Genomic DNA, 19,812 nt, shown 5'->3' on the forward strand with positions numbered 1-19,812 from the left:
TGCCTAACCTTTTAGTTTTTCAAACTCATTCATAAGAAATTCTCTTAAATTTTCAGCCTCTTCTTCACCTTTTGTCAAAAATTCAAGCAATAATTTTTCTAATTCTTTTAAAAAAGAAAAAAGTTCATTTTGCCAAATGCTATCGTTTTTATTACTTAAATTCATAGTCTGTATGAAAGTCAGCTCCCTGCTTAAATCTCCAAGCTTTTCTAAAAATTCATCTTTTTGCTGGGGATTTTTTAATGTTAAATTATCATTTTGTATATTTTCTTTAAATTCTCTGATTTTTTCATCGATTAAATCGCAAAATTTAGGATAAATATCCATTTTAATAGGCTCTAAAAGAGCCTGTTCGTCTATATTTAAGGTAAGTTTTTTAAGAGCAAAATAAAGAGCTAAAAAAGACAAAGCTGTTATAAGTAAATAAATTCCTAGCATTATTTACCTTCTAAAGCTAACATGCCGCCGTCTAAATTGACGCCTTCAATACCTAATTTTTCCGCTACAAATTCAGCCGCAACCCTACTTCTATGACCGCTGCGGCAAATGAAAGCAAGTTTTTTGCTTTCATCTCTTTTGCCTTGAAACTCGGCTAAAAAGTTAGCATTTAAAAGCCCTTGATTATCATATAAAGCCACACATTGAGCCTGAGCTAAAACGCCTTCTTCCCATTCCAAAGGGGAGCGGACATCAAAAATTTGATAAGCGTTTAAATCTTGCTTGGTCCAAAGATTTGCAGGGATATTTTCTATCATGAAAAAGCCTTGTTGATAATCTTTGTAAGACTGGCATTAAACTCAGCCGGATTATCCACACCCATACCTTCACTAAGCTTTGCCATATTTAAAACCAAAGTTGCTATATCAGCACTAAAGCTTTCGTTATTTTTAAGTCCAGCAAAAATAGCGTGTTTTGGATTTAGCTCTAAAATAGGCTTGAAGCTTTGCTCTTGTCCCATTTGCTTTAAGAGCTGTTGCATAGCAAAATCGGGCTTATTTTTATCATAAACTATACAACTTGGGCTATCCTTTAAACGACTTGTAAGCCTTACATCTTCTACTTGCTCTTTTAAAAGCTCTTTAAATTTAGCCACAAGGGGAGCAAAAGCGGTTTTTTCTTCATCGCTTAGTTCATTTTTATCTTCTACTTGATTAATCGCTACAAATTTCAAGCCTTCAAATTCCAACATAGGACTTACTAAGGAATCAATCTCATCATCTAAGAGTAAAACTTCTATATTTTTTTGCTTATACTCTTCAAGTAAAGGAGAATTTCTTAATAGGCTTTCATTATTTCCTGTGATATAAAAAATTTCTTTTTGCTCTCCTTGAAGTTCATTTTTATATTCTTCTAAGGAGCGTAAATTTTCACCCTTAGTGCTTTTATAAAGCATAAGTTTTAAAAGACTATCTTTCTCACCACCAAAACCATAAAGCCCTTCTTTTAATACTTTTCCAAAAGTTTTAAAGAAAGATAGATATTTTTCTTTGTCCTTATTTTTAAGCTTTTCAAGTTCGCCTAAAATCTTTTTCACGCTAGCTTCTTTGACAGCTTTTAGAATTTGATTTTCTTGCAAAATTTCACGGCTTACATTAAGTGGCAAATCTTCCACATCGATAATCCCACGCACAAAACGCAAATAAGTCGGCAAAAGTTCCTTATCATCATCGCTGATAAATACGCGTTTTACATAAAGCTTTAAGCCGCTTTGATAATCTACACGAAAAAGGTCAAAGGGTGCATTTTGCGGGATAAAAAATAAAGAATTGTATTCTAATTTTCCTTCGCTTTTAGTATGAAGATAAAGCAAAGGCTTGTTATTATCGTGGAAATTTTGCTCATAAAATCTTTCATAATCTTCTGCCTTAAGGCTTGATTTTTGCATCCTCCAAAGAGCATTGGCTTTATTGATTTGAGAAATTTTAACTTCGCTTTTTCCTTCTTCTTCGCCTTCTTTAGCGGGAGTGAATTCTTCTTTTTCCATAAAAATAGGAAATTGAATGTGATTGGAGTATTTTTCTATAATACTTTCGATTTTATAAGTATTAGCAAATTCATCATCTTTTAAGTGTAAAGTAATGCTTGTGCCTTGCTCTTGCTTACTCGCATCTTCAATCTCATAGCCCTCCGCATTAGAAGTCCAAAGATAGGCTTTATCATCTAAGGCTTTTTTGCTTAAAACTTCGATTTTGCTAGCCACCATAAAAGCAGAATAAAAACCTACGCCAAATTGCCCTATGAGTTGCGAATCTTTTTTAGCATCACCGCTTAAATTTTCTAAAAAGCTTTTGGTTCCGCTTTTTGCTATGGTTCCAAGATTGTTGATTAAATCATCCTTATCCATACCTATGCCATTATCGCTTATAGTGAGAATTTTTTCATCCTTAGCTATTTTAATTTCAATTCTTGGCTCAAATTTTAAGCTTTTATATTTATCATCACTGACGCTTAAAAAATTAAGCTTATCCAAAGCATCACTTGCATTGGAGATAAGTTCTCTAAGAAAAATTTCTTTATTAGAATATAAAGAGTGAATCATAAGCTGTAAAAGCTGATTTACTTCGGTTTGAAATTGCATTTTCTATCCTTTTGAAATTTTTAAAAGTGTTATTTTAGCAAAAAATATAAATTCTAAGATAAATTTAGCCATAAAAGCACAGCAGATAAAGAAAATTTAAAGCTCAGCTCTTTCTTTATCTAGCAATTCTTGCATCTTTTTTCTGGTATTTTCAAGCCATTTTTCATCCCTTGTATCAACCAAATCCATACAAATTATCTTAAGCACCCCGCTGCTTGTGCTAAAATTTTTAGTGTCTAAAATCTTGGCTGAATCCACTATCAAAATGGGCTGAACCTTGAGATTTAATTTCTCGCTTAAAATTTTAGCCCCGCTTTGGAATTTAAGTAGTTTTTCGCTTTTAGAACGAGTGCCTTCGGGGAAAATAGCCAAAACCCTATCTTCATTAAGCCTTTCTTTAGCTTCTTTTAAAACACGCACCAAAGCTCTTGGATTTTGCCTATCTATACAAAGAAGTTTGGGTTTTTTAATGGCGATTTTAAAAAGGGGAATTTCACCTAGCTCTTTTTTGGCTATCCAGCACAAATTCTTAGGATACAATTCCTCTAAGGCTATGATGTCTAAAGCACTTTGATGATTCATTAAAATCATATTAGCCTTAGGATTAAAACTCCCCACAAGCTCTTGTTTATAAGATATAATATATTTTTGAGTTTTAGCCCAAATTTTACGGATTTTCCAAAGTGTGTTTTGAGATTTTGTAAAACAAAAGCATAAAACCACAAAAGCAACACTTAAAATAAAAAAAATCCAAAAATAAAAAGCTTTAATTCTTTTGTAAATCATCTTTGTTAATCCAACCTATCTTTCCATTGGAAAATAGCACTTTAATATAATTTTGCCTCTTAGCTAGAATTTCTACTTTTTCATCTGTATTTGCCGTGTAAAAATAAGTCGAGGGTTCTGTAGGCAAAATTTTAACCCTAGAACCTGCCTTCATCACTGCACTTTGAGTTTGGGTATCCACAAGAAAACTCAGCATAAAACAAACAAGGGCTAAAGCTAAGATGAGATAATTTTTTCTCCATACAAACAAAATTCCAAAGCCCAAAGCCAAAGCCCAAAGGGCGTATTGTTTGTAAATATTTAAATCCTTATTCACGGGATTTAAATCACTTTGAGTGCTAAGTTCATCATCGCTAATTTTTAGTTTTAAATTCACATTTTCAAGTTTTTTGCTGTCTTTATTAAAATATGAAAATTCAAAATTCGTTTTACTTAAAGGCAAAATAGCATAATAAAAAGCACTAGAAGCGTTAAAATCGCCTTTTAAATTTTCAACGCCTTGTTTTGCAATCCCATCTATAAAAAAACTTTTTAAATTGGCATTAGTGGCATTAAGCTCTACCATCATAATCATATTTTCATCATCAAAATAACTTGCCTTGACCTTTTTAACCTCTAAAGAGCTTACCACTAAATGCGAAAAATCTTTAGCAAATAAGGTATTTTCGAATTTGATAGGATTAAGATTAATCTCAGCTTCTTGAAAGGCTTGATTATTTCTAAGTAGTTTGACAGAAATCTTACTTAAACTTGCATTGGAATTTTTAGCTTCGAACCACAGAGTTGTCTTGTATTCATTATCCATAAATTCCCATTTTGCATCCGGATTTAAAAAAGATAAATTAGCCCTTTCTACACTGATATTAAAATCAAATTTCGTATTTTCAGTAGTGCGTGCATAAATTGTAATAGGAAAAACTTCCCCCACAAATACCTTACTTGCATACTCATCACTAGTAAGAACTAAACTCCCTTGAGCTACAAAAGGGTCTTCAACATTGCTTTCAAAATCACTATTTTCATCGCTTGGAGAGATATTTTGGTAAATTCTCTGTTCTTCTTGAGGAAGCTTTTGTAGCTCTTTTTTCATATTTTCATCTTGTCCGCCAAAAACAGAAATTTCGCCAAATAAAAGGACAATGCTAAAAAACAAAGCGAATAAAATTTTCAAGATAAAAAACCTTCAAGCATTTTTAAACCCACTTCATTGCCTAAGATTTTTTCACAAGCACGCTCAGGATGGGGCATAAGTCCAAAGATTTTTTTATTTTCATCGCAAATTCCTGCTATATCAAGCACAGAGCCATTTGGATTTGGCTCGTATTTTAAAGTGATAAGTTCTTTATCTTGCAATTCTTTTAAAGTGGCTTCATCAGCATAATAATTCCCCTCGCCGTGAGCGATAGGCAGATGAATAAGCTCATCTTTTTTGAATTTTTTCAAAAAGACATTGTCATTAGAAACTACCCTTAAATTTTGATTTTTAGAAATAAAACTGAGCTTATTATTGTGCTTCATCGCCCCCTTTAAAAGACCACTTTCAAGTAAAATTTGAAAACCATTGCAAATACCTAAGATATATCTCCCTTTTTTTGCGTGATTAAAAACACCTTGCATAGCAGGAGCAAGTTTTGCAATGGCTGCACATCTTAGATAATCCCCATAAGAAAATCCCCCCGGCAAAACAACCAAATCCACATCAAATTCTTTTTCTTCGTGCCAAATGATTTGTGCTTTTACTCCAAGTTTTTCAAAGGCATAAGCCGTGTCAAATTCACAATTTGTCCCCGGAAATCTAATAATAGCAACTTTCATTTTATTCTTTCAAGCTTACAAGTTCATAATCTTCAATAACACTATTTACCAACAATTCTTCACACATTTTTTTTACTTGTTCTTTAGCAAGTTGTGCGTCTTCTTCCTTAAGAGAAATTTTGATTTGTTTTGCAATTTTGACTTCTTCAACCTGATTAAAATTTAAAGAATGTAAAGCTTTTTCCACTGCTTTGCCTTGCGGGTCTAAAACTCCATTTTTCAAAGAAATATTGACAATAACTTCCATTTTTTTCCTTAATTTAATATTCTTTTTAAAACTTCTTCATAAGCCATTTTTACGCCACCTAAATTTTGACGAAATCTATCCTTATCTAATTTTTCATTACTGAATTTATCCCAAAATCTACAACTATCAGGACTTATTTCATCGCATAAAACAAGCTCATTATCCTTAGTTAAACCTAGCTCAATCTTAAAATCAATCAGCCTTAAATTCTTAGCATCAAAAAACGGAGTTAAAACCGTATTAATCTTTCTAGCCATATTTTTAATTTCACTAATTTGAGCTTCATTTTGCACTAAATTTAAAATCAAACAATGCTCATCATTGATAAAAGGATCGCCCAAAGCATCATCTTTAAGGCAAAATTCCACTAAAGCAAAAGGCAGCACCGCGCCATCTTTAATCCCCAATCTTTTGGTTAAAGAACCCGTTGCGACATTACGCACTATCACTTCAATAGGCACAATCTTGCATTTTTTAACCACTTGCTCCGTATCGCTTAGGGTTTTAATCAAATGGGTTTTAATCCCATTTTTTTCAAGCAAATGAAAAAGTTCCGTGCTAATCTTACAATTTAACGCACCTTTTCCGCTTTCACTCCCTTTTTTTTCAGCATTAAAAGCCGTTAAATCATCCTTAAATTCGCTAATGAGTAAATTTTCATCCTCAGTTTTGAAAAGTCTTTTGCCCTTTCCTTCATAAAGCATTTCTTTTTTTGTCATTTTATCCGCCTTATTTAAGGTTTAAAATTTTAATCGTATCCATAGCCGATTTTAACTGAGCGTCATTATTAATTTGCTCTTGAGTAAGGATGTTTTTATTGTTTTTAGTTTCCGCCTTGTCTTCTTTTTTGTCCTTATTGATTTTTTCAAGCTCACTTTCTAAATGCTGTTTTAAATCACTTTCTTTAATGCTAAAACCATCTTCTTGAGTATTGACCTTGCCCGGAAAAACTTCTATATCAGGCTTTACGCCCACAGCTTGGATAGTGCGTCCGCTTGGCAAATAATATCTTGCGATAGTAAGTCTTAAAGCTTCAGTTTTGTTAATAGGTATGATTTGTTGCACGCTTCCTTTTCCAAAGGTATTTTCACCCACAACCACAGCCCTTTTTAAATCCTGTAAGGCTCCGCTTACAATTTCACTCGCACTCGCACTTCCACCATTGACAAGCACAACCAAAGAAGCATCAGAAATTTTATTTTTAGGATCGGCTTTGTATTCTTGATTTTCACTGGCTATGCGTCCTTTTTGAGAGACGATAATACCTTTATCCACAAATAAATTTGTCAGCCCTATGGCTTGATTTAAAAGTCCGCCCGGATTATTTCTAAGGTCTAAAATAACGCCCTTAACCTTAGGATATTTTTTAAGTTCTTTTTTTGCCATATCTACAACATTTTTGTCAAAATTTGTAACCCTAAGATAAAGAATATTTTCATTTTCTATCATTTTCGCATAAACGCTTTCTATCTTGATAATTTCTCTTGTTAGCGTAACATCAAAAGGCTTTGTCGCACCTTTTCTAAAGATGGTTAAAGTGATTTGAGTTTTTGGCTTGCCACGCATTTTATCCACTGCGTCATTAAGATTAATTCCCAAAGTAGCCTCATCATTGATTTTTAAGATAATATCTCCTGCTTTTATCCCAGCTTTATCCGCAGGGGTTCCTTCTATGGGCGAAACCACGCTCAAAGCTCCATCTTTCATTCCCACCGTGATTCCAAGTCCTCCAAATTCTCCATTGGTTTGAATTTTCATATCATTAAAATCTTTTTCATTCATAAAAGAAGAATGCGCATCAAGATTGCTTAAAAGCCCTGATAAAGACTTATCCACCAAATCACTGATATTTTGGTCATCCACATAGTATTGCTCAACTATGGCAAGGGTTTTTGTCAGTTTATCTAAAGCCTCTAAACGCTTCCCAAGTTGCTCCTTGCTAACTTCAGCCTGTAAATGGCTTGTTAAAAACAAACACAAAATCAAAGTGCTAGTAAAACCCGCAAGACTTGCGAAAAATCTTTTCGTTTTCAAAATAAGCTCCATTTTTTAAATTTTGAAGTAAAATTCTAGTAAAATTTACTTAAAGATTTGTAAATTGCGTTAAATTTTTTCAAACTTCTTCAATATTTTAAATTTAAGGGAAAAATATGCAAAAAAAAATACATTCTCATGTGCATTCTAAAGGACACGATAAGGCGATGATGAACCGCCTTAGCCAAAGCATAGGACACTTAGAAAGCATTAAAAAGATGATAGAACAGGGCAGGGATTGTTCTGAAATCTTAATCCAACTTGCCGCTGTGCGTGGAGAGATTAACAATACAGGAAAGGCTATTTTAAAGGAGCATTTAAGACACTGCATTGTTCATGCTATCGAGGATAAGGACGAGAAAAAAATCGAGGAATTAAACAAAGCCATTAATAGCTTCATCAAATAAGCTATTTGACAAGGTAAAATTCTAATTGTTAAAATTTTTTACTTAGATAACTTGACATTATATGACTAAAGTTATATAATAGCAGGTATATAAACTAACAAAGGATAAACAATGACAAATTTACAAGATTTTTTAACCGACAATATGCTTTCAAACCTTGAAAGTGCAGTATCTTTAGCTATACATTCTAAAAATAATGAAGTTAGCTCTTTACACTTTTTGTGGGCTTTGAGTGTAGATAGCACCAGTATATTCAATCAAATTTTAAATAAGCTTGGCGTCTCCAAAGAAGCTTTAGAACTTGAAATTAAGAGCAAAATTGCAAAACTTCCCACAAGCTCCAATGTCCGCCGTGAAAATATCCGCTTTTCTAGTGAATTCATAAGCTCTTTAGAAAATGCTAAGGGATTGATGAGCGCTAAGGGCGATAGCTATTTAAGTGTGGATACTTGGCTTATAAGCGAGAGTGAAAAAAGCCCTGTGAGAGAACTTTTATCTTCTTTTTTAGACCCTAAAGAATTGCAAAAAGAGCTTGAAAAATTAAGAGCTGGACGCAAGATAGAAAGCAAAACAAGCGATGAAACTCTAGATAGCTTAAATAAATTCGGCATAGATTTAACCCTAAAAGCAAGCGAAGGCAAGCTTGACCCTGTTATAGGTAGAGAAGAAGAAATCGAACGCTTAATGCAAATTTTAATACGCAAAACAAAAAACAATCCCATACTTTTAGGCGAACCGGGAGTTGGAAAAACAGCCATAGTTGAAGCTTTAGCTCAAAGAATTATCAAAAAAGATGTTCCAAAATCTTTACAAAACAAAAAAGTCATAGCCCTTGATATGAGCGCCTTAATCGCAGGAGCAAAATACAGAGGCGAATTTGAAGACAGGTTAAAGGCTGTGGTTAATGAAGTGATTAAAAGCAATAATATCATTCTTTTCATAGATGAAATTCACACCCTAGTGGGTGCGGGGGCTAGCGAAGGAAGTATGGATGCGGCAAATATCCTAAAACCCGCTCTTGCAAGGGGCGAACTTCACGCAATAGGAGCAACAACCCTAAAAGAATATCGCAAATATTTTGAAAAAGATGCGGCTTTGCAACGCCGTTTTCAACCCGTAAATGTGGGAGAGCCTAGTGTCAATGAAGCTTTGGCTATGCTAAGGGGCATAAAAGAAAAGCTTGAAATTCATCACAATGTAACCATCAACGATAGTGCTTTAGTAGCAGCGGCTAAACTTTCTAAGCGTTATATTAATGATAGATTTTTACCCGATAAGGCTATTGATTTAATCGATGAAGCTGCAGCTGAGCTTAAAATGCAGATTGAAAGTGAGCCAAGTTCGTTAAGAAAAGTGCGTAAAGATATAGAAACCTTAGAGGTTGAAAATGAAGCTTTAAAAATGGAAAATGATGAGAAAAATCAAAAAAGACGAGATGAAATCGCCAAAGAACTTGCGAATTTAAAAGAAAGGCAAAGTGCTTTAAATTCACAATTTGAAAATGAAAAAAATGTTTTTGATGGCATAAGTGCAAAGAAAAAAGAAATGGATATGCTTAAAAATGAAGCTTCTTTAGCCAAAGCCAAAGGCGAATTTCAAAAAGCAGCCGAGCTAGAATATGGCAAAATTCCAAGCCTTGAAAAAGAAGTGGAAATTTTAGAAGAAAAATGGAAAAAAATGAGTGAAAATGGGGTTTTGCTTAAAAATCAAGTCGATGAGGATTTAGTCGCTGGAATTTTAAGCAAATGGACAGGTATTAGTGTGCAAAAAATGCTAACTTCGCAAAAACAAAAATTCCTAGAAGTAGAACAGCACTTAAAAGAAAGCGTAATAGGACAAGATGAAGCGATGAGAGCTTTAGCAAGAGCCATTAAACGCAACAAAGCAGGACTTAATGCGGATAATAAACCCATAGGAAGCTTTTTATTCTTAGGTCCTACTGGGGTAGGCAAGACCCAATCAGCTAAGGCTTTGGCGAAATTTTTGTTTGATGATGAAAAGGCAATGATTCGTTTTGATATGAGTGAATTTATGGAAAAGCACAGCGTTTCAAGACTTTTAGGCGCACCTCCGGGCTATATAGGACACGAAGAAGGCGGAGAGCTTAGTGAAGCGGTGCGTAGGAAGCCTTATAGTGTGCTTTTGTTTGATGAAGTTGAAAAAGCCCACAAGGATGTATTTAATGTGCTTTTGGGAATTTTAGATGATGGTAGAGCCACAGATAGCAAGGGTGTAACTGTGGATTTTAAAAATACCATCATCATTTTAACTTCTAATATCGCCTCAAGTGCCATTATGAATTTAAGCGGAAAAGAACAAGAAGAAGCAGTAAAAAACGAATTAAAAAATTTCTTCAAGCCTGAATTTTTAAACCGCTTAGATGATATTATCAGCTTTAATCCGCTTGGAAAAGATGAAGCTTATGAGATAGTGAAACTTTTATTTAAAGACTTAGAAAAAAGCTTGGAAAATAAAGGTATCAAGGCAAGTTTAAGCGAAAATGCCGCACTTTTAATCGCTAAAGAGGGCTTTGATTGTGATTTTGGTGCGCGTCCTTTAAGAAGGGCTATTTATGATTTGGTAGAAGATAAATTAAGCGATATGATACTCTCTGATGAGCTAGGTGAAAATGATAGCATACTCATCGATGCGGAAAATGACAAAATCATTATCAAAAAAGCTTAAAAAAATTTGAAAGTAGATTTTTCTACTTTCTTGCTTTAAATTCCCTTTTCAAGCTAGGCACATCTTTGAAATAAAACCTTATATATCCACCTTTATACCAATTTTTATGAGCTTTGATAAAAGCTTCTCCTAATTTATAAGTAAAACATTCTTTTTCTTTTAAAGCTTCATTATAATCAGGATAAGTTTCTAAAGAAGGTAAAGCTAAATTTGGATTTTCTTTTATCTTTGTTTCATAGCTTAGTCGTTCTTTTTGATGCTTATCTTTTATATAAGATAATACATAAGGCATCCTTATATAGCCTAATATACTTTTTGAATTTTCTATCAAAGCTTGTCCTAGTTTATAAGAAAGTTGATTTTGAATTCTTTGCTTGGCTGTTGAAAAAGTTTTTAAATGATTAAGCTGATGGCTTAATGAAGATATTTGTCGTTCTAGTAAATGTGTTTGGGCTGGAGTATTTGTTTTCAACATATATTCTTCTATAAGCTCTTTATACACTTCAATAGGTGGAATTAAATGTGAAAAATCATTTTCATGCTTGTATTGCAAGATGGCATCCCCCCCCCCCAATTTTTTTTGGTTGAATGAAATTTACATCATTTTTAACCAGTAAAAAATTCACTATACCTGCTCCAGCTAAGGTATTGGGCAAATTATCAACTATAAGTGTTTCATAAGAAATTTCGTTTAAGGGAATATTATCTTTATTATAAGTAACAACGGTATCCTTATCGATTAAGAAATCATCATACAACCAATCAAAATTATAATAACACCTAAAGCTTTTCACTAGCTCTTTTTGTGAATTTTTAAAAACCATACTGAAATAATTTTGGCACATTGAAGTCCAAGTAGCCAATGCTCCTTTTTTTGGAGGAAACAAGGTATGAACTCCTAAAATTCTATATCCTATGTATTGTTTTGGAAAATAAATCAAATCTTTGCCTGAAATTTCAATATATTTATCTTTATACAATAAATCTTTAAAATATTTAGGCGAAGCATTATCCACTAAATTCATAGGATTTAAAACTTTAAAAAGGGTATTTGTTTGAGAATTTAGCTCTCTTTTAGAAAATTTAAAAGAAGCTAAATTTTGAGAAATATTTTTTCCAAGTTGATACATTATGGTAGCTAAAAGATGATAAGGGTCTAAAGATGTGCTATAAAACTTATAACACTGAGTATCTATCATTTTTTGATGCACATCAATGAGATTAAAATCATAAAATAAGCTTAGATTTTTATGAGTTTGCATCATTAAATTAGCACTTTGCTTTTTTGGACTATCACTTACACATCGTAAATCAAAAAGTAATAAAACTAAAATTTTCTTATTTAACAAATGTAGCTGCTCATAAAGATAACTCACATTTCTAACCATCTTAAAATCAAGACTTTCATAACCATAATAGCCAGTAGTCATTGCAATGTCCATTATATTAACCTCAAGCACAATCAAATCAGCCTTATGTAGAAGTTCTTGATTTTCTTCTCTTTTAAGTTCATAAATTTTATGCACACAATCTGTGCCTCCTATGGATAAATTATATAAATTGATATTATTTTGATTTAAACCCGCCGCAAGTCCTCCGGGAACTCTTGAATTACTAGCTCCTAACAATACTATATTTTTCTTTTGCAAAAGACAAATCCTTTAAGTTAAATTAAAAAGAATGTATTATACAATAAAATACAAAAAAAAAAAAAACAATTTTTAAATGAAAGTGAGCTTTTAAAATGGAAGAAAAAATAGTTTCTATAATCTTAAATGTTTTAAAAAATTCAGCTGACGATTATGAGATAGAAGAGTTAAAATCAGCCAATATAGATACTAAACTTTATAGCGGCTTAGGAGGTCTTTTAGACTCTTTAGCACTTGTAAATCTTATCACAGACTTAGAAGAAAGTATCAATACAGAGCTTGATATAGAGCTTACTCTTGCGGATGAGAAAATGATGAGTTTAAGAAATTCTCCCTTTAAGGATGTTAGAACTTTAGCTCAATACATAACAAGTCAAATTAAGGACTAAAATGCAAAAAATCATCATCATAACGGGCACAAGAAAAGGCATAGGCAAACAATTAAGCGAATATTATCTTTCTTTAGGTCATATAGTTTGTGGATGCTCTAGGGGCATTTCAAGCATAAACCATCTCAATTATAGACATTTTGAGCTTGATGTGAGTGATGAGAAAAAAGTAATCTCTATGGTTTATGCTGTGCGTAAGGAATTTTCCCGCATAGATGTATTGCTAAATAATGCAGGTATTGCTTCTATGAATCATATTTTAACCACACCCTATAAAAGCATTCATAATATTTTTAATACCAATGTTTTTGGCACTTTTTTATTTACAAGAGAAGTGGCAAAAGTTATGGCTAATGTTTATAAAAAACAATACAAAAACACAAAGACTATGCCTTTTCGTATAGTTAATTTTACCACCGTTGCCACCCCTTTAAGACTTGAAGGAGAAGCTATATACGCAGCATCAAAAGCTGCTTTGGTAAATTTAACCCAAGTATGTGCTAAAGAATTAAATGAATTAGGCATTACTGTCAATGCTGTTGGTCCCACTCCTGTTCCAACCGATTTGATTAAAAATGTTCCTCAAAATAAATTACAAGACTTATTAAATCAGCAAGCCATTAAACGCTTTGGTAAATTTGAAGATGTGTTGAATGTGATTGAATTTTTTCTTAGCGAAAAGAGTGATTTTATAAGCTCACAAGTAATCTATTTAGGTGGAGTCAATGCATAGCTTAGTTTTTTCTCATCCTTTTTTAAATAAACTTGTAGCTTATCAAAATCAAAGCTGTTTAATCTATAAAGATAAAACTTATTCTTATTTAGAACTTCTACTTGAAGTAAAAAAATATATGAATGAATTAAATCCTGTAAAAGGTGTTGTAGGGATTTTAGGCGATTATGACTTACAAAGTATAGCTTTGTTATTAGCTTGTATAGAAAAAAGATTGATAGTCGCTCCTTTTTTAAAGTCAAAAAATCAAGACCTTAAAGAATTAAAAGACAAAATCTCTCAAGGACAAATAGACTATCTTTATGATGATAATCAATTTATAGCCTATCAAAATGATAGTTTAAAACATCCCCTTATAAAAACCCTTAAAGATTCAAGTGGCTTAATCCTTTTTTCAAGTGGTAGCACAGCAAAGCCTAAAGCTATGGTGCATAATCTTGATGTGATTTTAAGCGTCTATCAAGATAAAAAACCTAAAAATATGAATATTATTTTATTTTTAATGTTTGACCATATTGGTGGTTTAAACACTTTATTTAATGTTTTGGCTATGGGTGCTTGTGGTATAGCTTTTGAAGATAGAAAGAATGTTGAAGCTTTAGCACAAAATATACAAAAATATCAAGTTTCTTTATTACCTGCGAGTCCTAGTTTGCTAAATCTTATGCTGATGGGTGGAGTGAAAGAAAAATATGATTTAAGCTCTTTAAAACTTATTACTTACGGAACAGAAAAAATGAGCGATTCCTTACTCAAACGCTTAAAAATAGAATTTCCTAAAGTTAGATTTCATCAAACTTTTGGCACAAGTGAAGTGGGCATAGCTCAAACCAAAACTAAAAATAATATGATAAAGCTAGAAAGTATGGCTTATAAAATCATCAATAATGAGCTTTATATCAAAAGCAAAACCCAAAGCTTAGGCTATTTAAATGCCGATAATGCTGTGTTTGACGAAGAAGGGTATTTTGCAACAGGAGATTTAGTAGAACTTCACAAAGAAAATGGGGAGGAGTATATAAAAATTATAGGAAGAAGCAAGGAAATAATCAATGTAGGAGGAGAAAAGCTTATCCCTGAGGAAGTTGAAGGTGTTATTTTAGAACTTCCCTTTGTGCAAGATTGTTTAGTGTATGCAAAGAATAATAGCATTACAGGACAAAGTGTTTGTGCAAAAATAGTCTTAAGGGCAAATGAAAAATTTACAAAGCTTGAACTTAAAAAACAAGTAAGAATGTATTGTAAGAATAAATTGGCTAATTATAAAATCCCAACCCAAGTTGAGCTTGTAGAACAATTAAAACTAAGCAATAGGTTAAAGAAAGTAAGGGGGTAGATTTTTCTACTTTCAAAATATAATCTCACTTTCATTAAATTTCATATTCGCCTTAGGTAGGGGGGATTTAGTGGTGTAATAAGCACTTTCGCCTTTATAATTCCCACGATACACTCCATTGGGTATGCTAAATTTTCTAGTGGTATCGGGAAATTTTTCTATATATTTACTCAAAAATTCCCTAAACACAGGAGCAGCCGTTCTAGCACCCCCTTCTGTGTAACGCATAGGCTTGTTATTGTCATTGCCATACCAAATAATCGCTTCTATTTCAGGCGTGATTCCGCAAAACCAAGCATCTACATTTTTATTTGTTGTGCCTGTTTTTCCTGCTATTTCTATATCCTTTACCCTTGCATTGCGTCCTGTGCCTTTTTCAACAACATTTTTCATCATATCCAGCACCAAAAAGCTTTGTGCTTCTTCGCTGACTTGACGCTCACTGGCGTTAAATTCCATAATTGTTTTGCCATTTTTATCTTGAATTTGCCTGATAATTTGCGGCTCTTTAAGGGTGCCATAATTACCAAACATAGTATAATACTTCGAATATTCCAAAAGCGAAATACCAAAGCTTCCTAGCACTATCGACAAATTAGGCGGAATATCCTTAAATCCAAATTCCAAGAGTTTAGCATAAAGCACATCAAGTCCCATATCAAGAGCGAGATTAATGGTTGCTAAATTCCTTGACCTTGTTAAGGCTTCTTTTAAAGTGATTAAGCCTAAAAATTTTCCCCCATCATTTTTTGGCTTCCAGTCTTCATTATTGCCTGCTCCACCTTCAAAAATACGCGAAATATCTGCAATTTCACTCATAGGCGAGTAGCCAAGATTAATCGCTACTTGATACACAAAGGGCTTAAAAGAACTTCCGGGCTGTCTTAGACTTTGAGTGGCTCTATTAAAATTACTCTTTTCATAATCGATGCCCCCAACCAAAGCCAAAACATCGCCACTTTGATGATTTACCACCACCATAGCCCCATTTAAAGTGCTTAAATTCGCATCCTTATCCCTCTTAATTATCTCATCATAACCAAATTTTAAAGCAGCTTGTGCCATATTTTGAACATCTAAATCCACATTTAAAACAATCTTATAACCCCCCGTTTTTAAATCTTTAATACTAGGGCTTAATTGCTTAATCACTTCATCTACAACATAAGGAGCAGCATTTTGAGTGAGCGTATCATCATAAACTTGTGGAATTTCTTTAAGGGCTGTATCATACTCTGCTTTAGAAATCCAGCCTAAAACATACATTCTTGAAATAACATTATTCGCCCTTGCGATAGAAAGGTCTAAATGCTTAGTCGGGTCATAACTACTAGGAGCCTTTGGCATACCCACTAACATAGCAAGCTCTTTAAGGCTAAGTTCGTTTAAATTTTTATGAAAATACCCCAAAGCTGCTGTTTTAACCCCATAATAGCCGTGTCCAAAAAAGATAAAATTTAAATATCTTTCTAAAATTTGTTCTTTAGTCAAAAAAGTTTCCATTTTATAAGCCAGTAAGGCTTCGCGAATTTTACGCGTAATCGTTCTTTCTGGGGTCAATTCTGTATTTTTAATAAATTGCTGAGTAAGGGTGGAGGCTCCTTCCATAGTCTTCCCGCCACTTTTGACAATCTTTACCACAGCTCTAAAAATCGCATCAATATTGACTCCATTATGCTCAAAAAAACTCGTATCTTCTATGGCTACTAAAGCTTCTATAAGGCGTGGAGGCAATTCTTCATAGGGAGCATAAAAGCGGTGTTGTTCAAAGATATTTGCCACAAGCTTGCCATTTCTATCATAAATTTGCGTTGTAAGCGGGGGTTTATACTCTTTAAAAGTATAATCTTGCGTATTGGCACTTGTAAAAAGATAAGCCACATAAATAAACGAAGCTATAAATAAAAGAGTGAAAAATGAAAAAATATATTTTAATATTTTCATAAATAAGCCTTTAAAGTCTCTATATCAAGCCCTAAAGCCGTGCTTAGCCTTCCTACTTGTTGGGTGATGAAATTTTGATGGAAACCCTCGCACATAATACAACCTGCCTTGCCTTTATAAAGTTCATTTTCCACATAAGCTTTTAAAGCATTTTCATCAAAATTTTTAAAATAAAGTGTGGTTTTAGAAAGAGAAAAAACCCTTTTTTGCGAAGTTTGAAGCAAAAAAGCCGATAAAACACTCGCATACTTGCCACTTTGCAAAGCAAGCATTTCATAAGCTTCTTTTTTATCCTTTGCCTTAGTGAGAATTTTTTCTTCTATACACACTATGCTATCTGCAAAAAGTAAGTTTTCATCCTTTAAATTCTCATAAGTAGCCAAAAACTGCCTTTCTTTTTCTAGCACTATTTTTTGCACATAAGAGCTTGGTTTTTGCTCTTTACTTAAATTTTCCTTATAATCAAGGCTAATTTGCTTAAATTTTATACCCGCTTGTTCTAACAAAGCCGCCCTTGAGAGAGAAGTTGAAGCTAGGATTAACATAATGCTTTTTCTATGCTTTCTAAGCTTTGCTTTAAGGCTTCATCGATTTTGCTTAAATCCTTCCCACCTGCAGTGGCAAAATCATCTCTTCCTCCGCCATTGCCTCCTAGTATTTGTGCGGCTTGTTTGACTAGCTCCCCTGCTTTAAGCGGGGCTTCTTTTACTCCCGCTGCAAGGGTGATTTTGCCTTCTTTTTCTTGAATGAGTAAGATAACAGCCTTGTTAAATTTATTTTTAAACTCATCTATCATCATTTTAATATCGCCCCCAAACACACGCTCCACACAAAGCTCAACGCCCTTGAAATTTTTAGATTTAAACTCTGTTTTACTTGAGTTTTTAAGCTCATTTTTTAAATTTAAAATTTCATTTTTAAGCTTTTTGACCCCGCTTAAAATATCATTATTTTTAAGCTCATCTTTTGCTTTAGAAAGCTCTTTAAGCTGATTTTTTACAAAGTCTAAAGCCGCTTTAGAAACCACAGCTTCAATGCGTCTAACCCCCGCACTCACTCCGCTTTCTTTGACTATGTAAAAACTTCCTATTTGAGCCGTGTTTTTAACATGAGTTCCCCCGCAAAGTTCCTTGCTTTCACCTAGAGTGATGACGCGCACCACAGCTTGATATTTTTCATTAAACAAAGCCATAGCCCCGCTTTTTTTAGCCTCTTCTAAGGGCATATTTTCTAAGATGGTTTCACTTGAGTTTATAATCATTTCATTGACTCTTTTTTCAATGCTTTCTAATTCTTCCTTGCTTAAAGCCTTATGATGGGTAAAATCAAATCTTAATTTATTGCTTTCAACCAAAGAACCCGCTTGAGAAATATGGCTTCCTAAAATTTCTCTTAAAGCATAGTGCAAAAGATGAGTAGCTGAGTGATGGCGTGCGATTTGTTCTCTTTTTTCTGTATCGATTTTCGCATAAACCCTAGCACCCACTTTTAACTCTTCGCCTGTTTTTACAAAGCTAAGATTGAGATTAAAAAACTTTTGCGTATCTAAAACTTCGCGTTTAGCTATAAACCCACTATCAGCACTTTGCCCACCACTTGTTGCATAAAAAGGCGTGTTTTCAAGCATTACCCAGCCTGCATTTTTAAGAGTAGAAACTTCTTTAAAATCTTCATCTAAAAGGGCTAAAATTTTACTTTCACATTCTGTTTTTTCATAGCCTACAAAATGATTTTCTCCAAATTTTTCAAGTAAGTTTTTAAAGTCTCCACTAGCACTTTTATCCCCACTTCCTTTCCAAGAAGCCTTTGCTCTATTTTTTTGCTCTCCCATTAAAAGTTCAAATTTTTCTTCATCGACTTTAAGATTTTTTTCTCTTAACATATCAGCCGTTAAATCAAGCGGAAAACCATAAGTATCATAAAGCTTAAAGGCGACTTCGCCGCTAAAAATTTCTTTAGTCTTTTCAAGCTCTTCGTTAAAAATTTCAATTCCATTTTCTATGGTGCTTAAAAATCTTTCTTCTTCAAGGCGAATTTGCTCTTTTATAAAGTCTTTTTTCTCATTAAGATAGCTATAATGCCCACCCATAAGCTCACAAACCTTATCCACTAATTGATACATAAAAGCCTGTTTAAATCCTAGCAAATAGCCGTGTCTTAAAGCACGGCGTAAAATGCGGCGTAAAACATAGCCCCTGCCTTCCTTATCAAAACTCACGCCTTGAGCTAGTAAAAACGCAGATGAGCGTATATGATCAGCTATCACTCTAAAACTGGCTCCATCTTCATAAACATAAGTTTTACCACAAAGTTTTGAAATTTCATTGATAATTGGCATAAAAAGTGAGCTATCAAAATTACTGAATTTACCTTCTTTAATCGCCGTTACCCTCTCAAGTCCCATCCCCGTATCAATGCTTGGCTTTGGTAAAGGACTAAGCTTTCCATCAGCACTTCTTTCATACTGCATAAAAACAAGATTCCAAATTTCTAAGAACCTATCTCCATCCCCGCCCATATAATCTTCGCTTGAATTAAAATGCTCCTGCCCTTGGTCATAAAAAATCTCACTACAAGGACCACAAGGACCCGTATCGCCCATTTGCCAAAAATTATCCTTATCGCCAAATTTATAAATTCTCTCTACTGCGATGTGTTTTTGCCACAACCCAAAAGCCTCATCATCGCTTTCATGCACGGTTACGAAAAGTTTTTCTTCAGGTAGTTTTAAAATCTGCGTTACAAATTCCCAAGCATAGGCTATGGCTTGTTCTTTAAAATAATCCCCAAAACTAAAATTCCCAAGCATTTCAAAAAAGGTATGATGGCGTGCTGTGTAGCCGACATTATCTAAGTCATTGTGCTTTCCACCTGCTCTTATGCAGGTTTGGCAACTAGTTTTGCGTGGGGGATTTGGGCGTGGAATTTCTCCTGTAAAAATGCTTTTAAAAGGCACCATACCTGCATTGGCAAAAAGTAAGCTCGCATCATCAGGAACCAAAGGACTTGACGGGGTTATCTCGTGTCCTTTTGAAGCAAAAAAATCCAAATAAGCTTTTCTAATATCCATAAGTTTTCCTAAGAAATTTTTACAAAAGCATATCATACCAAAATTACTTTAAATTAAGTAAAGCTAAAATACAATAAGCCTTTTTTATTTAAGCTTTTGTAAATTTTTAAGTGTGATATTGAAAAAGGCTGTGAAATTT

Annotated in this window: 18 protein-coding genes and 1 pseudogene; 5 read left to right on the plus strand and 14 right to left on the minus strand. The window is 33.4% G+C overall.

From position 1 onward, the window contains the following. Positions 1–3: 3 nt before the first annotated feature. From ACLL8X_RS02730 to ACLL8X_RS02770, 9 genes and pseudogenes are all read right to left on the minus strand, one after another. Positions 4–438: a hypothetical protein gene (locus ACLL8X_RS02730; protein WP_411989424.1), complete on the minus strand. Its 435-nt coding sequence runs from the start codon at positions 436–438 to the stop codon at positions 4–6. Beyond that, entirely contained in the window at positions 438–755 is a 318-nt protein-coding gene (locus ACLL8X_RS02735) for a rhodanese-like domain-containing protein (protein WP_411989425.1), read from the minus strand. Before ACLL8X_RS02735 ends, ACLL8X_RS02730 begins: the two co-directional genes overlap by 1 nt. Further along, a complete protein-coding gene (gene htpG / locus ACLL8X_RS02740) occupies positions 752–2,578 on the minus strand; it encodes a molecular chaperone HtpG (protein WP_411989426.1) in 1,827 nt (608 codons plus the stop codon). Before htpG ends, ACLL8X_RS02735 begins: the two co-directional genes overlap by 4 nt. 96 nt (positions 2,579–2,674) lie before the next feature. Continuing rightward, positions 2,675–3,364 carry a lysophospholipid acyltransferase family protein gene (locus ACLL8X_RS02745; RefSeq protein WP_411989427.1) on the minus strand — a complete coding sequence of 230 codons (690 nt, stop codon included), beginning with the start codon at positions 3,362–3,364 and terminating at the stop codon, positions 2,675–2,677. Further along, positions 3,345–4,535 (minus strand): SH3 domain-containing protein, encoded by a 1,191-nt coding sequence (locus tag ACLL8X_RS02750; protein WP_411989428.1) that lies wholly within the window; start codon positions 4,533–4,535, stop codon positions 3,345–3,347. The genes ACLL8X_RS02745 and ACLL8X_RS02750 overlap by 20 nt, the downstream gene beginning before the upstream one ends. Next, a pseudogene (gene purQ, locus ACLL8X_RS02755) lies at positions 4,507–5,179 on the minus strand (phosphoribosylformylglycinamidine synthase I). Before purQ ends, ACLL8X_RS02750 begins: the two are co-directional and overlap by 29 nt. A gap of 1 nt (position 5,180) precedes the next feature. Continuing rightward, complete coding sequence (gene purS, locus ACLL8X_RS02760; protein ID WP_411989429.1) at positions 5,181–5,426, minus strand: phosphoribosylformylglycinamidine synthase subunit PurS; 246 nt, start codon at positions 5,424–5,426, stop codon at positions 5,181–5,183. 8 nt (positions 5,427–5,434) lie between these two features. Beyond that, positions 5,435–6,145 carry a phosphoribosylaminoimidazolesuccinocarboxamide synthase gene (gene purC / locus ACLL8X_RS02765; protein ID WP_411989430.1) on the minus strand — a complete coding sequence of 237 codons (711 nt, stop codon included), beginning with the start codon at positions 6,143–6,145 and terminating at the stop codon, positions 5,435–5,437. 10 nt (positions 6,146–6,155) lie between these two features. After that, positions 6,156–7,472 (minus strand): S41 family peptidase, encoded by a 1,317-nt coding sequence (locus ACLL8X_RS02770; RefSeq protein ID WP_411989431.1) that lies wholly within the window; start codon positions 7,470–7,472, stop codon positions 6,156–6,158. A gap of 104 nt (positions 7,473–7,576) precedes the next feature. Between ACLL8X_RS02770 and ACLL8X_RS02775 the strand changes: the two genes are divergently transcribed. Together ACLL8X_RS02775 and ACLL8X_RS02780 are read left to right on the plus strand one after the other, a co-directional pair. Next, complete coding sequence (locus ACLL8X_RS02775; protein ID WP_411989432.1) at positions 7,577–7,867, plus strand: metal-sensing transcriptional repressor; 291 nt, start codon at positions 7,577–7,579, stop codon at positions 7,865–7,867. A gap of 111 nt (positions 7,868–7,978) precedes the next feature. Beyond that, on the plus strand, positions 7,979–10,552 hold the full coding sequence (locus tag ACLL8X_RS02780) for an ATP-dependent Clp protease ATP-binding subunit (protein WP_411989433.1): 2,574 nt from the start codon (positions 7,979–7,981) through the stop codon (positions 10,550–10,552). Positions 10,553–10,574: 22 nt separating this feature from the next. On the opposite strand, the gene ACLL8X_RS02785 is transcribed toward ACLL8X_RS02780, so the two are convergent. Next, positions 10,575–11,126, minus strand: a complete 552-nt coding sequence (locus ACLL8X_RS02785; RefSeq protein WP_489671745.1) for a hypothetical protein — start codon at positions 11,124–11,126, stop codon at positions 10,575–10,577. Further along, positions 11,089–12,201 (minus strand): SGNH/GDSL hydrolase family protein, encoded by a 1,113-nt coding sequence (locus ACLL8X_RS02790; protein WP_411989435.1) that lies wholly within the window; start codon positions 12,199–12,201, stop codon positions 11,089–11,091. The genes ACLL8X_RS02785 and ACLL8X_RS02790 overlap by 38 nt, the downstream gene beginning before the upstream one ends. A gap of 95 nt (positions 12,202–12,296) precedes the next feature. Between ACLL8X_RS02790 and ACLL8X_RS02795 the strand changes: the two genes are divergently transcribed. The 3 genes from ACLL8X_RS02795 to ACLL8X_RS02805 are packed head-to-tail and all read left to right on the plus strand — an operon-like array spanning position 12,297 to position 14,659. Beyond that, a complete protein-coding gene (locus tag ACLL8X_RS02795) occupies positions 12,297–12,590 on the plus strand; it encodes a hypothetical protein (RefSeq protein WP_411989436.1) in 294 nt (97 codons plus the stop codon). Between the two features lies 1 nt (position 12,591). After that, positions 12,592–13,323 (plus strand): SDR family NAD(P)-dependent oxidoreductase, encoded by a 732-nt coding sequence (locus ACLL8X_RS02800; protein WP_411989437.1) that lies wholly within the window; start codon positions 12,592–12,594, stop codon positions 13,321–13,323. Next, positions 13,316–14,659, plus strand: coding sequence for an ANL family adenylate-forming protein (locus ACLL8X_RS02805; RefSeq protein ID WP_411989438.1), 1,344 nt, complete (start codon positions 13,316–13,318; stop codon positions 14,657–14,659). Before ACLL8X_RS02800 ends, ACLL8X_RS02805 begins: the two co-directional genes overlap by 8 nt. A gap of 12 nt (positions 14,660–14,671) precedes the next feature. Here ACLL8X_RS02805 and ACLL8X_RS02810 read toward each other — a convergent pair whose 3' ends face one another. From ACLL8X_RS02810 to alaS, 3 genes are read right to left on the minus strand one after another with little or no spacing between them, the layout of a single operon-like run. Further along, positions 14,672–16,603 (minus strand): penicillin-binding protein 1A, encoded by a 1,932-nt coding sequence (locus tag ACLL8X_RS02810; protein ID WP_411989439.1) that lies wholly within the window; start codon positions 16,601–16,603, stop codon positions 14,672–14,674. Then, on the minus strand, positions 16,600–17,148 hold the full coding sequence (gene maf / locus ACLL8X_RS02815; RefSeq protein ID WP_411989440.1) for a septum formation inhibitor Maf: 549 nt from the start codon (positions 17,146–17,148) through the stop codon (positions 16,600–16,602). Before maf ends, ACLL8X_RS02810 begins: the two co-directional genes overlap by 4 nt. After that, positions 17,142–19,673 carry an alanine--tRNA ligase gene (alaS, locus tag ACLL8X_RS02820; protein WP_411989441.1) on the minus strand — a complete coding sequence of 844 codons (2,532 nt, stop codon included), beginning with the start codon at positions 19,671–19,673 and terminating at the stop codon, positions 17,142–17,144. Before alaS ends, maf begins: the two co-directional genes overlap by 7 nt. Positions 19,674–19,812 lie beyond the last annotated feature (139 nt).

This window comes from Campylobacter parajejuni, from assembly GCF_046764905.1.
Taxonomy (GTDB): domain Bacteria; phylum Campylobacterota; class Campylobacteria; order Campylobacterales; family Campylobacteraceae; genus Campylobacter_D.